This is a genomic window from Variovorax sp. UC74_104 (assembly GCF_044055375.1).
GTDB lineage: Bacteria > Pseudomonadota > Gammaproteobacteria > Burkholderiales > Burkholderiaceae_C > Variovorax.
The window spans coordinates 4,454,571-4,469,103 of sequence record NZ_CP171978.1 but is presented as its reverse complement, the minus strand read 5'-3'; the positions used below and the strand labels follow the sequence as shown (position 1 = coordinate 4,469,103).

Sequence of the window (14,533 nt, the reverse complement as noted above, 5' to 3'; positions counted from 1 at the left end):
TCCTCGACTCTCATGCAAAGACGTCTTTCCTTCTCCGTCCTGTTCGCCGCACTCACTGCCTTCACGCTCGCCGCGCCCGTGCACGCGCAGCAGAGCGAGGCGCAGAAGCAGCTCTCCAGCGAGCGCTTCACCATCATCTCGCCGTTCCCGCCAGGCGGCCCGGTCGACACGCTCGCCCGCGTGCTCTCCGACGGCCTGGCCAAGCGCTACGGCCAGGCGGCCGTGGTCGACAACCAGGTGGGCGCGGCCGGCAACATCGGCATGGACAAGGTCAAGCGCGCCAAGGGCGATGGCCACACGCTGCTGGTGATCCCGGCGGGCAACGTCACCATCAACCCGACGCTGATGCCCAACTTCCCCTTCGACATGGCGAAGGACTTCGTGCCGGTCACCATGCTCGCGAAGGCGCCCAACGTGCTGGTGGCATCTCCGGCCTCCGGCATCAAGGACGCGAAGCAACTGGTGGCGCAGGCCAAGGCCAAGCCCGGCACGCTGTCGTATGCCTCGCCCGGCGTGGGCAGCGGCCTGCACCTGGCGGGCGAGCTCTTCAAGCAGCAGGCTGGCATCGACATGCTGCACGTGCCCTACAAGGGCACGGCGCCCGCGCTCAACGACGTGCTCGGCGGCACCGTGCCGCTGATGTTCAGCAACCTGCCGGCGACGCTGCCCTTCCTGAAGAACGGCAAGCTGGTCGCGCTGGGCGTGACCGAGGCGAAGCGCAGCGCCGCGGCACCCGAAATCCCGACGCTGGCGGAGCAGGGCATCCAGGGCGTGACCGTGACCTCCTGGTACGGCCTGATGGCGCCCAAGGGCACGCCGCCCGCCGTGGTCGAGCAGCTCGCCAAGGACGCGGCCGAGATGCTCTCGACACCCGACGTGCGCGAGCGCCTGAAGGCGCAGGGCATGACCGACGCGGCCATGAAGCCGGCCGAGTTCGCCGCCTACATCCGCGACGAGACGGCCGTGTGGGCCAAGATCATCAAGGCCCGCAACATCGTTGCCGAGTGAGCCGGCGCAGGAACGAAAGCACAGTCTCATGAAGACCACCAGCGAATCCACCATCGGCATCGTCGGCGCGGGCATCGGCGGGCTCGTCGCGGCCATCGCGCTGCGGCGCGCGGGGCACGACGTGATCGTGTTCGAGCAGGCGAAGCAGTTCGCCCGCGTCGGCGCCGACATCAACCTCACGCCCAACGCCGTGCGCGCGCTCGACGGCCTCGGCGTGGGCGAGGCGGCCCGCGTGACGGCGGCGCGCCCGTCGCACCGCATCAGCCGCACCTACGACACCGGCGAGGAGACTTCGCGCCTGGAGATGGCCGACACTGCCGAGCAGCTCTACGGCGCGCCGCAGCTCACCATCCACCGCGCCGACCTGCTGGCTGCGCTGGCCGACATGTTCCCGATCGAGCGCGTCGCGCTCGGCAAGCGGGCCGAGAAGATAGCCGCCGACGAAAAGGGCGTGAGCCTCTCGTTCGCGGATGGCAGCGATGCGCGTGTCGGCGTGCTGATCGGCGCCGACGGCATCCACTCGTGCGTGCGCACCGCGATGTTCGGTGCCGAAAGCCCGCGCTTCACCGGCATCGTGGCCTACCGCGCCGTGGTGCCCGCCGAGCGCGTGGCCGGCGTGCCCAACCTCGGCGCCTTCACCAAGTGGTGGGGCCCGAATCCGCAGAGCCAGATCGTCACCTTCCCGCTGAACCGGGGCAAGGACGTCTTCATCTTCGCGACCACGCCGCAGGACAGCTGGCACCTCGAATCGTGGACCGCGCCCGGCAGCGTCGAAGAACTGCGCGAGCAGTACGTGGCCTACCACCCCGAGGCGCGCGCCTTGCTCGACGCCTGCGACACGGTGCTCAAGACCGCGCTGTACGAGCGCGACCCGATGCCCGCCTGGACCAAGGGCCGCATGGCGCTGTTGGGCGATGCCGCGCACCCGATGCTGCCCTTTATGGCGCAGGGCGCGGGCATGGCCATCGAGGACGCGGTGGTGCTGTCGCGCCACCTCGAAGGCGTGGCGATGGCCGACGTGCCTGCCGCGCTGCAGGGCTTCGAAACCGCGCGCATCGAGCGCGCCAGCCAGGTTCAGCTCGGCTCGCGCGGCAACAACTGGCTGCGCGAAGGCGGCAACGCCGACTGGGTCTACGGCTACGACGCCTGGGCCGCGCCGCTCGCAACCCCGGCCATGGTGGCCGCCGCCTGATTCTTCAATTCATTCCGCCCCACGGAGGCTCACGATGCAAAACCAAGACCGCTACCTGCAACCGCACCAGGCGCGCCGGCGCCCCGCGACCACCTACGAAGACCTGCTGGGCGACGTGATCGAGCGCGCCTTCGCCGACGGCATCCACGACCTACCGGGCCTGGTGCAGCGCCTGAACGACAGCGGCCTCGCCACGCCGGGCGGCCAGCAGTGGACCGAGGAGCTGTATCGCAAGGAGATGGCTGCGCTGGCGGCCTGAGAGGAACGAACATCATGACCATCGCCATCCAACCCGTTCCCGTTGATCCGGTCGACCACCTGCTCGAAGATCGGCCTGAAGGACCTCTGGTACCCCATCTGCCCCTCGCACTTCATCAAGGAGAACCCCATCTCCCTGCGCCGCCTCGGCCGCAAGCTCGCGCTGTGGCGCGACGGCGAGGGCGTGCTGCACGCGCTGGAAGACCGCTGCCCGCACCGCGGCGCGCCGCTGTCTCAGGGCGTGGTGCTGGGCGACCGGCTCTCTTGCCCGTACCACGGCGTCGAAGTGCGCCACGATGGCGTCGTCACGCGCGTGCCCGGCAGCCCCGGCTGCAAGCTCGAGGGCTCGAAGGCCACGATGCACTTCCACGTGCAGGAGCGCGCCGGCGCGGTGTTCCTCTACAACTCGAAGGAGCCGGTCGACGTGCCGCCGCCGCTGGTGCTGCCCGAGCAGCTCACCGACGACGCCGAGTACAGCAGCTTCCTCTGCTACACCGAGTGGAAGGGCGACTACCGCTACGTGCTCGACAACGTGATGGACCCGATGCACGGCACCTACCTGCACAAGCAGTCGCACTCGATGGCCGAGGGCGATTCGAGCGCCAAGTTCGGCATCCGCCAGACCGACATCGGCTTCGTCTTCGAGAAGGAAGGCCAGCGCAACGTCAACTTCGACTGGACCGAGTGGGCCGACACCGGCATCCACTGGATGCGCCTCGAAATTCCGTATCCGAAGACCGGCGGCCCCGGCGGCAACTTCATCATCATCGGCGCCTTCTCGCCCATCGTGAAGGGCATGACGGCCACCTTCTTCTGGCGCGTGCGCAAGCTGCAGCCGGGCTGGCAGCGCGACACCTGGCGCTTCCTGTACAAGAACCGCCTCGAGGCGCGCCACTGGCACGTGCTGGAGCAGGACCGCGTGATGCTCGAAGAGATGGAGCCCGACGCCAACCAGCACGAGAACCTGTACCAGCACGACCTGGGCATCGTCCGCCTGCGCCGCCACATGCGCACCCTGGCCGTTGCGCAGCTGGCCGAGGCAGGCGAAGCCGCCACGGCCTGACGGGGAAGCGATCGCCATGTCTTCTCCCACGCTCAACGCCCTCGTGCACACCATGCGCTACGAGGCCGACGGCATCGTGAGCGTCGAGTTCCGGCCGGCCACGCCCGCGGTGGACTTCCCCGCCTTCGAGGCCGGCTCCCACATCGACCTGCACCTGCCCAACGGGCTGGTGCGCAGCTACTCGCTGTGCAACCCGTCGAGCGACCGCCAGCGCTACGTGGTGGGCGTGCTCAACGACCGCAAGAGCCGCGGCGGCTCGCGCTACGTGCACCAGCAGCTGCGCGTGGGCATGACGCTGCCCATCTCGGCCCCGCGCAACAACTTCAGGCTGGAAGAGGGCGCTGAGCGCTCGGTGCTCGTGGCAGGCGGCATCGGCGTCACGCCCATCTGGTGCATGCTGCAGCGGCTGGTGGCCATCGGCAAGCCGGTGGAGATCGTCTATTGCGCGCGCACCCGCAAGGAGGCCGCCTTCTGCGACGCCATAGAGGCGCTCGCGAAAGAGAAGTCGGTGCAGCTGACCTGGCACTTCGACGACGAGAAGGGCGCGCCGCCCAATCTGGTCGGGCTGCTGGCGGGCAAGGGCGCCTCCAGCCACTACTACTGCTGCGGCCCCACGCCGATGCTCGATGCCTTCGAGAAGAGCTGCGAGCAGCTGGGCTATGCCAACGCGCACATCGAGCGCTTTGCCGCCGTGCAGGTAGAGGCGGGCGCCGCCTCGCAGGCCTGCGTGGTGGAGTGCGCCAAGAGCGGCAGGAGCGTGGAGGTGCCGGCGGGCAAGTCGATCCTCGACAGCCTGATCGACGCCGGCCTCAACCCCGACCACAGCTGCAAGGAAGGCGTGTGCGGCGCCTGCGAGACGGCGGTGCTCGAAGGCGAGATCGACCACCACGACGGCATCCTCACCAAGATCGAACGTGCGTCGAACAAGACCATGATGATCTGCGTCTCGCGCTGCAAGGGCGCGCGGCTGGTGCTCGACATCTGAACGGGGCCACCGGCCGACAGAAGAAAACTACCCGAGACAACTCAATGAAAAAGTACCTGATCGCGCTGGCTGCGGCCAGCGGGGCTGGCGGAGCGCTGGCCCAATCTTCCCTCACGCTCTTCGGCGTGGTCGATGCAGCCGTCACCTACACCAAGGGCAGCGGCCCGGGTTCGGCCAGCAAGACGCAGCTGACCAACAGCGGCAACATGTTCAGCCGCCTGGGCTTTCGGGGCACGGAAGACCTTGGTGGCGGCTACTCGGCCAACTTCTGGATGGAGATGGGCCTGCAGAACGACAGCGCGCAGGGCTTTCCGTCGAACTCGAACAACCAGGCCAGCGGCAACGGAACAGCAGGAGTGTTGAGCTTCAACCGCCGCTCCACCGTGAGCCTCGCGGGTCCCTTCGGCGAGGTGCGGCTCGGCCGCGACTACGTGCCGGCCTTCTGGAACACCGCCATCTTCGATCCCTTCGGCACGGGCGGCGGCATCGGCGCCAACCAGATCTACTTCTCGGGCCTGGGCGGCCTGGTCGCGCCCACCGGAACGCGCGCGTCGAACAGCATCGGCTACCTGCTGCCGGCCGACCTCGGCGGCTTCTACGGCCAGGTGATGTACGCCATGGGCGAGAACGACTCGAACGCGGTGCTGCCGGGCACGAAGGTATCGAACAGGCACGACGGCGACCACACCGGCGCGCGCTTCGGCTACCAGGGCGGCGGGCTCAACATCGCGCTGGCCACCGGCCGCACGCGCTATGCGAGCGGCGACCTGCGCGTGACCAACCTCGGCGCCTCCTACACCTTCGACGCCTCGCTCATGAACCTCAAGCTCACGAGCGAGCTGTACAAGGAGTCGAAGGGCAGCACCGATGCCAGGGGCGTGCTGGTCGGCTTCCAATTGCCCATCGGGCCCGGCGAGATCAAGGCCTCATATGCGCGCTACCGGCTGGAGCCGGCCGGTGCGCTGCTGAAGCCCACTTCGTCGAAGCTCGCCATCGGCTACGTGCACAACCTCTCGAAGCGCACGGCGCTCTACGCCACCATCGCGCGCATCAGCAACAGCAACGGTGCATCGCAGGCCCTCTCGGGCGCGATCACCGCGCCGAACCGTGCCTCCAGCGGCACCGAGTTCGGCATGCGCCACATGTTCTAGGCGCGCGCCAACACCCCCATACCGGCAGGACAGGTCATGCAGAACAGCAACAGCGACAACAACAGCAGTAGCAGCAAGAGCTTTCGTTGGTACGGCGTCATCACGCTGTTCGTGATCGTCGCGATCTCCTACGTGGACCGCATCAACATCGCCGTGCTCATCACGGACGCGGCGTTCCTGAACCATGTGGGCCTCGCGGCGACCGACCGCGTGAGCCAGGGCTTCCTGGCGACGGCCTTCATGCTGGGCTACGGCGTGTCGGCCTTCGTGCTCACGCCGTTCTGCTCGGCGCTCTTCGGCGTGCGGCGCAGCCTGGTCTACGGGCTGATCCTCTGGGGCGTGGTGACGTGGGCCTCGCCGATGTTCCACAGCTACGGCCTGCTGCTGGCCTCCCGCGTGCTGCTGGGCGTGTCGGAAGGGCCGCTCTTCTCGCTGGCGTCCGCGTACATCAAGGCGCACTTCCGCAGCGACGAGAACGGCAAGCCCAATGCCTTCGTCAACATGGGCACGGGCCTGGGGCTGGCCATCGGCTATCCGCTCGTCGGCTGGCTGCTCACGCAGTTCGCGTGGGACAGCTCCTTCCACGTGCTCGGCGTCATGAACATCGTGCTGGGCATTCCCCTGGTGCTGGCCTTCGTGCGCATGCCGCCGGGGCACGCCGACGGCGTGAAGCCATCTTCCTTCGGCGAGGCGATGTCGCGCGTGGGCGGCATCGTGAAGGGCGCGCTGCAGACGCGGCACCTGTTCCTCATCACGCTGCTGACCTCCGCCGCGCTGGCTTACCTCTGGGGCAGCAGCAATTGGCTGCCGACCTACCTGCGCGAGGCGCGCGGCTTCTCGATGCGCGAGATGGGCTGGCTGGCCTCGCTGTCGCAGTACGCCACCGTGCTCGCGGTGTTCGTGGGCGGCGTGCTCATCGACAAGGTGGGCCGCGAGCGCGTGCCCTTCATCTTCATGGGCGCGAGCGTGGGCGTGGCGCTGTCGGTGCTGATGGCCATCAACGCGCGCGACCCCTACGCGGCCGCATGCTGCCTGGTGGCGGCCAACTTCTTCTGGGGCCTGCAGAGCCCGGCCATTCCGAGCACGGTGCAGTACTGCTCGCGCGCTGAGCACACGGCCAGTGCATTCGGCGTGACCAACGGCGTGGGCAGCCTGGTGGCGGGCTTCATGCCCGCGCTGATGGGCGGCGTGATCGGTGCGATGTCGCATGGGGCCGGTGCCGGCCCTGCGGCAGCGGCTTCGTCGGCCTCGGGCTTCTTCGCGGGCTTCGCGCTGCTGATCGGCACGCAGGTCGTCGTGTTCGTCTGCGGCTTCATGCTGTGGCTGCGCGACCGCTCGCGCAGTGCGCACACAGTCTCTGGTTCACAGCTTTCATAGGCTTTTCGAAGGCTTGTACCTTCGTACTGTCGTGGTCGGGTCACAGTGCGGTGGCCCGATTTCCGTCATCTGCGTGAGCAGGTGTTTCGGCGGCTGAACCATCTTCGTATTGCATGGCATGCATCGCGTGCCATGACGCCATTCGGCCTATCGCGCGCGAACATTTTGAGAAGGAAAAGTTCCGCGATTCGTTGAGCACGCAGCGCCCATCAGCTACAACTGTGTGACATCAATGGACGAGGGAATGCGCGTGAAATCAACGACAAGAGCCGCAGCAAGTCTTGCCATCGCCAACACGGTTCGCACCGTTCCCGCTTCGCGGGAGCATGCTGCGCCGACGATGCGCATGCACTGACGAAGGCCTTCGCGCTACAAGCCCCGCCTCCGCATCCCATCACCCCGCGATTGCCGGGAATGGAACCTCTTACGCCTCGCATCCTGGGACCGCCGCTTCGTGCGCGGTGTGTCCCTGCATGACTGTGTGGTCCTGACGAACGAATGAGTTCGCCGGGAGGGCCTTGTGTTGCCCGTTTCTTCCCGATTCCCCCGTTGTTCATCTCACTCATCACCGCGCGCGTCTTGTGCATCGCCGGCTATCCGCCGGCGGCTGCGAAGCCGGCGCATGTTTCTTCTTACCAAGAGTACTCAGAGGCGATCATGAAAAGATTCAATACACCCGTGGTCAATCATCTTGCCATCACCGCAGTGACCCTTGCCGTTCTCACGGCTTGTGGCGGCGGCGGAGACAGTGGTGGTTCTTCGTTGGGCGGTGGAGGCGTTGGCCTCAACGCACCTTCGGACCAGGTCGTTTCCGCTCCCGTGTCCGATCCCTCCGCCAAGGCGCCGGACGATGGAGTACCCAACTCGGCGAACAATGCGGTCGCCGCCGTCGACCGCTCTGCAAAGCCGATGGAGCTGCCCGACACCGTCTGGCCCAGCAACTACAAGCTGTGGTTCCGACCCGATGCCGCGCTCAAGACCTTCGTGGGCCGCGGCGATGTGGAGATCGAAGTGCTCAAGCCGGTCGATGCCATCGTCGTCGCCGCACACAACCTGAATTTCGCGAAGGGCCGCACCACGCTGCGCAAGGTGTCGAATCCCTCGGAGGCGATCCCGCTGATTCCCACGCCGCAGACGCTGGGCGACTTCGTGCAGCTGCGCCTGAACGACGGCCAGATCGCCAAGGGCAAGTACCTGCTGCACATGGAGTGGACGGCAAGATCCAGTTCTCCGATGCCGAGTACTGCCCGCCCGCCGAGGTGGCGCGCAACCCGTTCTGCTCGGCCGCCACCGGCATCTTCAAGGTGGGCCTCTCCACGCCTGAAGGCGTGAGCAGCGATGCCATCGTGACGCAGGGCGAAACCAACTACGCGCGGCAGTGGTTCCCGGGATGGGACGAGCCGGCCTTCCGCCATACCTTCGAAATTTCCGCCGAGGTGCCGGGCGACTGGAAGACGGTGTCCAACGGCGCGCAGACCGAAGCGACCAAACTGCCCGACGGCTACCAGCGCGTGGCCTTCGAGAAGACGCCCTCCATGCCGATGTACCTGACCTTCTTCGGCGGCGGCAAGTTCGACATCCTGGCCGACAAGTTCAAGAACCCGCTGGACGGCAGCGAGATGCCGCTGCGCTGGTTCACGCCGCCGGGCCGCTCCGACTGGGCGAAGTTCGCGATGGAGTGGACCAAGGTGTCGATGGACTATTACTACAACTACACGGGCATTCCGCTGCCGTTCAAGAAGTTCGACACCGTCGCGGCCAACGACAGCTACGACAACAAGCCCAACACCGGTTTCGGCGGCATGGAGAACTGGGGCTCGATCTTCGAGTTCGCGGACTCGGTGCTCACCAAGCCGGGCGACACGCCCACGCTGTACTCGGTGACGGTGGTGACGCACGAGGTGGCGCACCAGTGGTTCGGTGACCTGGTCACGCTCGACTGGTGGGACAACGTGTGGCTCAACGAGTCGTTCGCGCGCTGGTTCGAAAGGCGCACCACGATCAAGTTCCACCCCGAGTACTACAGCTTCTCCGACTACGTGCTCGACAAGCACAACGTGATCGTCGCCGACCTGAAGAACACGGCCGTGCCGGTGCAGCGCAACCTCAACGACGCGGGCTCGTTCGGCTTCATCAGCCCGTCGATCTTCGTCTACAACAAGGGCAGCCACGTGCTGGAGACCATCCAGAACTACATCGGCGAGGAGGCGATGCAGAAGGGCCTGCGCATCTACCTGAAGGACTACGCCTTCGGCAACGTCACGCCTTCGCGCCTGTGGAGCTCGCTGGAGAAGGCGAGCAACGGCAAGAAGGTGAGCGAGATCGGCGACAGCCTGATCCGCCAGACCGGCATTCCGCTGCTCACGGTGGACGCGCAGTGCGCGGGCAACAGCACCTACGTGAACATCACGCAGGAGGCCTTCCCCAACCAGAACCTGTACCCGGCATCGACGTGGACCATTCCCGTGACGCTGGCCTACGGCGACTCGATGGAGCAGCGCAAGACCTTCGTGATGTCGGGCAACAGCACGCAAGTGGAGCTGCCCGGTTGCACCGCGGTGCTGGCCGGGCCGACCGGGCAGGACTACTACGTGAGCAACTACAGCGCCCAGTCCTGGAGCGCGCTGCTGGCCAAGGCGCAGAATTTCGCGGGCAACAAGCCGCTCTTGCTGAACATCGAGCGCGATGCGTTCCGGCTGCTGGGCGTGGGCCGCATCACGCAGGCGCAGTACGACCAGATCAAGGGCGTGCTGAACCTGCCGGCGCCGCTGCTCGCGAAGACGCAGGTGAGCGAGCAGAAGATGGTGGCGGTGGCCACCGGCGAGGAGAAGGAGTCGTACCCGCACGCGCTGCGCTTCCAGGGCAGCCTGAAGCTGCGCGACAACGAGAAGCGCTGAGCGGCATCGCCTGAACCGGCGCGCGCCGCCTTCGGGAAAAAGGCGGCGCGCGCCACTTCGACAAAGGATCACCATGAACACAGCACTGAAATGGCTGGCCGCAGGCGCGTCGGCATTGCTGCTCGCCGCCTGCGGCGCGAACAGCGGCGGCGCACCCGAGGCCGAACTGGTCGGCACCTACGCCGTGAAGCAGAACGGCGCGCTCAAGGAGCTCATCAAGATCGAGAAGCAGGGCGACGCCTACGTGATGCGCGACAAGGTTCGCACGGCCGAATGGAGCGAGCCGAAGATGACACTGAAGCCCGTGACGCGCGAGCACTGGAGCCGCATCACCACCGACAAGGAGAACACCGCCTTCGTCGGCGTGGCGAGCGAGCAGCTCGGCATCTTCAAGGTGCCGGCGGGTTGGCAGAAGAACGGCTTCCAGACCTCGACCGGCTACTTCCTGTTCTATTCGCGCGGGCCGGTGGAGGCTTACAAGCTCTGAGCCTGAAGGCTCAGGCCGCGGGCGCCACGCTCGCGCCCTCGATGCGGTGGCGCTTCAGTGCATCGGCCACGAAGCCGCTGGCCTTCATCTCCTCGACGAAGGCCGCGAGCAGCGCCTGCGCCTCGGCGCCGCGGCTCGCGGGCGTGCCCATGGCCTGCTGGATCACCATGAAGCGCCCCGGCAGCACGCGCACGCCGGGTGCGCGCTGCGCCTCGCCTTCGAGCAGCTGGCGGATGCCGGCCGCCACCTCGACCTCGCCGGAGCGCAATGCAGCCAGTGCGGGCCCCGCGCCCTGCAGGCGCACGATTTCGGCTGACTTGATCTCGCGCGTGAGGAACAGGTCGTAGGCGCTGCCGGAGCCCACCGAGATGCGGTTGTCCTTTGCATCGACCTGTGCGTTGTCGGTGAGAGCAGAGGCTTCGGGCACGAGGTAGCTGCCCTCGATCAGCACGTAGGGCGCGGTGAAGAGCAGCCCCTCGCTGCGCGCCGGGTCGATGGCGAAGAAGCCGATGTCGGCCTTCTCGTTCTTCACCGCGTCCACCGATGCGGCGGCCTTCTCGAACACCACCAGCTCGATGCCCACGCCCAGGCGCCGCGCGAACTCGCGGGCCAGGTCGATGGACACGCCCACCGGCTCGCCGGTGGCCGCGTCCCTGTTGGCCAGGATCGGGTTGCCCAGGTTGATCGAGGCGCGCAGCGTGCCGCCGGGCGCGAAGGCGGAAACGAGGGCGGGCGTGATCGTCGGCTGCTGTGTCATGGCGTTCGGCATCGATGGATGGAGATGGCCGCCAGTTTACGGGGCGCCCCTCGGGACCAGGCCGGCGTCACGATCCCGAGCCAACCCAGCGGCCCAAGCGGTTCTGACGTTGCGCCCTCAGCGCGCCGTCAGCGGTTCCAGCCCGGTCTTGGCGATGGTGGGCGCTGCAGCGGGCGAGTTGAGGTAGCGGATCAGCTGCCGCGCCGCGTCGGGCTGCTTCGAGGCGGTGGCGATGCCGGCGGAGAACACCGTCACGCGCTGCACCTCGGCAGGCAGCGGCCCGATGTAGTCGATGCCGGCGATGGGCAGCAGTTCGCTGACCTGCTGCAGGCCCAGCGCCGCGTCGCCGCGCGCCACCACCGTGCCGACGCGCTCGCTCAGGATGCGCTTGCTCTTGGGCTTGACCTGATCCTCGATGCCCAGCTTCTTGAGCAGCTCGGTCTCGTAGTAGGTGCCGCTCGCGCTGGCCGAGTAGGCGATCGACGGCGCGGCGATCAGCGTGCGCTTGAGCGCGTCGACGGTGCTGATGTCGGGCTTGGGCGCGCCCTTGCGCACCGCGAAGCCGATGGCGGAGCGCACCAGGTCGACCTGGCTGCCCGGCACCACCTTGCCCTCGGCCACCAGCGCGTCGAGCGCGGGGCGCGCGAGGATCACCACGTCGGCGGGCTCGTTGCGGGCGAGGCGGCTGGGAATGGAGTCTTCGGCGTTGCCCATCGAGGCGCCGTAGGCTGTCTTCACGCTGCGGCCGGTGCTGCGCTCGAACTCGGGGCGCAGGTCGTTGTAGGCGGCGGTGAAGCCGCCGGAGGTCATGACGTGGATGTCGGCGCCGCCCGCGGGCTTGCTGCTGCTGGTGCCGAGGCTGCCGCAGCCTGCGAGCGCGAGGGCCGCGACCAGCGGAAGCGCGGCGCGGCGGGTGAGGGCGCCGATGGAAGTGGGGAAGGAAGAGCGGGTCTCGAAGGGCTTCGTCACGATGTCTCCAGGAGGAAGAAGGTTGCGGCGCGGTTGCCGTTTGCCGCTGTCATCGTAGAAGCCGGGGCTGTCATTCGGCCTTCAGCGAAGTCGGGGTTATCACTGAGACGCCGGTGGCTCGTCGGGCGTGCTCTTGCCTGCATCCGCGGCCGGCAGCCGCCCGCGCCGGGCCAGCCCCTCGCGCAGCAGGAACTCGACCTGCGCGTTCGCACTGCGAAGCTCCTGCGCGGCAAGGCGCTCGATCTCGGCCCACAGGGCCGGATCGATGCGCAGGGGGTAGGCTTTCTTGCCGGGACTGGCCATCGGGTGGGTACGGATCGGAGGGCGGGTACGGTTCGCGCCTCAGGTGTAGAGCGTACCGGTGTTCACCACGGGCTGCGTCTCGCGGTCGGAGCACAGCACCACCAGCAGGTTCGACACCATCGAGGCCTTGCGCTCGTCGTCGAGCACGACGAGGTTGCGCTCCGACAGGCCCTTGAGCGCCGCCTCGACCATGCCGACCGCACCCGACACGATCTGGTGCCGCGCGCTCACGATGGCCACCGCCTGCTGGCGGCGCAGCATCACCTGTGCGATCTCGGGGGCGTACGCCAGGTGCGTGAGCTTGGCGTCGAGCACCTCGACGCCCGCGCTGGCGAAGCGGCGGTTCAGGTCGTCCCGGAGGGCATCGGCCACGGTGTCGAGGCCGGCGCGCAGCGTGGTTTCGTCGCTGGGCAGGTCGTCGCCGCTGTCGTAGGCGTAGAGGGTGGCGAGATGGCGGATGGCGGCCTCGGACTGGATGGCGACGAACTTGTTGTAGTCGTCGATCTCGAAGACGGCCTGCGCCGTGTCGTAGACCCGCCAGATCACCGCCGCGCCGATCTCCACCGGGTTGCCGCGCTTGTCGTTCACCTTCAGCGGCGGCGTGTTGAGGTTGCGCGCGCGCAGCGAGATCTTCTGGCCGCTTTGCAGCGGGTTGGTCCAGCGCAGGCCCTCGGAGCGGTCGGTGCCCTGGTACTGGCCGAAGAGCGTGAGGATGATGCCCTCGTTGGGCTGCAGCATATAGAGGCCAGGGATCAGCACGAGGCCGACCACGATCAGCAGGATGCTCATGGGCAGCGGCATTAGGCGCTGCACCATCGCCCAGACGCCGATGGCGATCAGCAGCAGCGCCACGGCGGACACGCCGTAGCCGTTGATCGACCGGTAAGGGCGCTCCTTGCGGACCGGTCGCGAGTTGATGTTGGGGGTCTTCTCTTGCATCGCTGCCTCCGTTGAAAGTGATATCACTCTAATATCTTTTTGAGGCCAGTCAAGAGGTTTTCGATGTCCTGGCGAATGCGCCGGATTTCCGCCGCTGGGTGCAGGCGCCAAGGTAGAGACGGCGCGGCACGCGGTGTGGGGACCTCGCCGGCCGCCCGCCCAGCAGCGCGCGATGCAGGCGCAAGACCGTGCGCGCCGCATGCAGGCGGCGAGCGATGCGCTGTCGAAGCTCTACGACTCGATGACGCCAGGGCAGCGCCATACGGCCGACCGGAACCTGCCGGCCGTCGTTCCCTGATCCACCGGATCGGTCAGTCGATCAGGTCGAAGCAGCAGCCCGCGTAGTAGGGCTTGTCGCCGCCTTCGACGAAAGGCACCTCGATGGGCTTGCCCTCGTTGCGCCACACGTCGCGCTTTCGGTAGCCCGAGCGCGAGAGATCGGCCAGCAGCTCGTCGTGGTGCTGGATGCGGTAGGGGCACACCGCGATGCCGATGCTGTTGAGCGTGTAGATCGTGCGCTCGGGGTGCACGGCGGTGGTGTTCATCACGATGCGCCGGGGCTTCACCGCAAGTTCGGAAAGGATCGTGTCCATGCGCACCGGCAGGTACTGCAGGCTGCCGGACACGTACAGCACGTCGCAGCCGCTCGCGTCGCGGTAGTCCGTGGTGAAGCTCAACTGCTCGGTCGCCTCGCGCTTCACGGCCATCGCGCGGCCGCTCTCGACCACGCCGGGCACGTCGCACACGGTCCACCGCAGTGTGGAGGGATAGCTCAGCACGCGGCGGAAGGCGTAGTACTTGATGCCGACGTGCCCGCCCAGGTCGAACACGCGCGTCATGCCCGCGTCGATCGAGCGGCCCAGCCAGAAGAGGCCGGGGTAGTCGTAGAAGTAGATCTGCGGGCTGTAGAGCTCGCCCGCGTCGGCGTTGGCATAGCCCACGGCCTTGCTGGAAGGCGCTCCGGCCTCGGCCGCGGCGAAGCTCTCGAACGAGCCCATGAAGAGGTTCTCGTCGGTGTTGTTCAGGAACTTGCGCTTGTAGGCACTTTCGCGCGGCGGAAACTGCAGAAGGCTGGACAGCATTTCTTTCTCCGGTGGCCGGCCCATTCTGGGCGCAACCGGCGCTTTCGGGCGCTATAGCCCAGTGC

The 14,533-nt window shown here is 67.4% G+C and carries 13 protein-coding genes and 2 pseudogenes; 10 read left to right on the top strand and 5 right to left on the bottom strand.

The annotated features are described in order from the left end of the window. The first annotated feature begins 12 nt into the window (after positions 1-12). From ACHMXA_RS20995 to ACHMXA_RS20955, 9 genes and pseudogenes are all read left to right on the top strand, one after another. Positions 13-1,008, top strand: a complete 996-nt coding sequence (locus ACHMXA_RS20995; RefSeq protein ID WP_395321338.1) for a Bug family tripartite tricarboxylate transporter substrate binding protein — start codon at positions 13-15, stop codon at positions 1,006-1,008. Positions 1,009-1,036: 28 nt separating this feature from the next. After that, complete coding sequence (locus ACHMXA_RS20990) at positions 1,037-2,200, top strand: FAD-dependent monooxygenase (RefSeq protein WP_176666769.1); 1,164 nt, start codon at positions 1,037-1,039, stop codon at positions 2,198-2,200. 34 nt (positions 2,201-2,234) lie between these two features. Beyond that, positions 2,235-2,459: a recombinase-like helix-turn-helix domain-containing protein gene (locus ACHMXA_RS20985; protein ID WP_176666768.1), complete on the top strand. Its 225-nt coding sequence runs from the start codon at positions 2,235-2,237 to the stop codon at positions 2,457-2,459. Positions 2,460-2,473: 14 nt separating this feature from the next. Then, a pseudogene (locus tag ACHMXA_RS20980) lies at positions 2,474-3,521 on the top strand (Rieske 2Fe-2S domain-containing protein). A gap of 16 nt (positions 3,522-3,537) precedes the next feature. Next, positions 3,538-4,506 carry a PDR/VanB family oxidoreductase gene (locus ACHMXA_RS20975; RefSeq protein WP_176666766.1) on the top strand — a complete coding sequence of 323 codons (969 nt, stop codon included), beginning with the start codon at positions 3,538-3,540 and terminating at the stop codon, positions 4,504-4,506. Between the two features lie 44 nt (positions 4,507-4,550). After that, positions 4,551-5,657, top strand: a complete 1,107-nt coding sequence (locus ACHMXA_RS20970) for a porin (RefSeq protein WP_176666765.1) — start codon at positions 4,551-4,553, stop codon at positions 5,655-5,657. 36 nt (positions 5,658-5,693) lie between these two features. Next, positions 5,694-7,034, top strand: coding sequence for an MFS transporter (locus ACHMXA_RS20965; RefSeq protein WP_176666764.1), 1,341 nt, complete (start codon positions 5,694-5,696; stop codon positions 7,032-7,034). Positions 7,035-7,691: 657 nt separating this feature from the next. Then, a pseudogene (locus ACHMXA_RS20960) lies at positions 7,692-9,931 on the top strand (M1 family metallopeptidase). Positions 9,932-10,004: 73 nt separating this feature from the next. Continuing rightward, a complete protein-coding gene (locus ACHMXA_RS20955; protein ID WP_176666762.1) occupies positions 10,005-10,418 on the top strand; it encodes a hypothetical protein in 414 nt (137 codons plus the stop codon). A 10-nt stretch (positions 10,419-10,428) separates the two neighbouring features. Here the strand turns inward: ACHMXA_RS20955 and ACHMXA_RS20950 are convergent, their stop codons facing one another. The 4 genes from ACHMXA_RS20950 to ACHMXA_RS20935 form a co-directional block, all read right to left on the bottom strand. Further along, positions 10,429-11,175, bottom strand: a complete 747-nt coding sequence (locus ACHMXA_RS20950) for a transporter substrate-binding domain-containing protein (protein WP_395316296.1) — start codon at positions 11,173-11,175, stop codon at positions 10,429-10,431. Positions 11,176-11,292: 117 nt separating this feature from the next. Beyond that, positions 11,293-12,144, bottom strand: coding sequence for a substrate-binding domain-containing protein (locus ACHMXA_RS20945; RefSeq protein ID WP_395316295.1), 852 nt, complete (start codon positions 12,142-12,144; stop codon positions 11,293-11,295). Between the two features lie 99 nt (positions 12,145-12,243). Continuing rightward, positions 12,244-12,447, bottom strand: a complete 204-nt coding sequence (locus ACHMXA_RS20940; protein ID WP_176666759.1) for a hypothetical protein — start codon at positions 12,445-12,447, stop codon at positions 12,244-12,246. A gap of 39 nt (positions 12,448-12,486) precedes the next feature. Then, on the bottom strand, positions 12,487-13,386 hold the full coding sequence (locus ACHMXA_RS20935; protein WP_176666758.1) for an SPFH domain-containing protein: 900 nt from the start codon (positions 13,384-13,386) through the stop codon (positions 12,487-12,489). Positions 13,387-13,558: 172 nt separating this feature from the next. On the opposite strand from ACHMXA_RS20935, the gene ACHMXA_RS20930 reads away from it, so the two are divergent. Further along, positions 13,559-13,684 (top strand): hypothetical protein, encoded by a 126-nt coding sequence (locus tag ACHMXA_RS20930; protein WP_256099119.1) that lies wholly within the window; start codon positions 13,559-13,561, stop codon positions 13,682-13,684. A 13-nt stretch (positions 13,685-13,697) separates the two neighbouring features. Here the strand turns inward: ACHMXA_RS20930 and ACHMXA_RS20925 are convergent, their stop codons facing one another. Next, complete coding sequence (locus ACHMXA_RS20925; protein WP_176666757.1) at positions 13,698-14,468, bottom strand: TIGR04325 family methyltransferase; 771 nt, start codon at positions 14,466-14,468, stop codon at positions 13,698-13,700. Between the last annotated feature and the right edge of the window lie 65 nt (positions 14,469-14,533).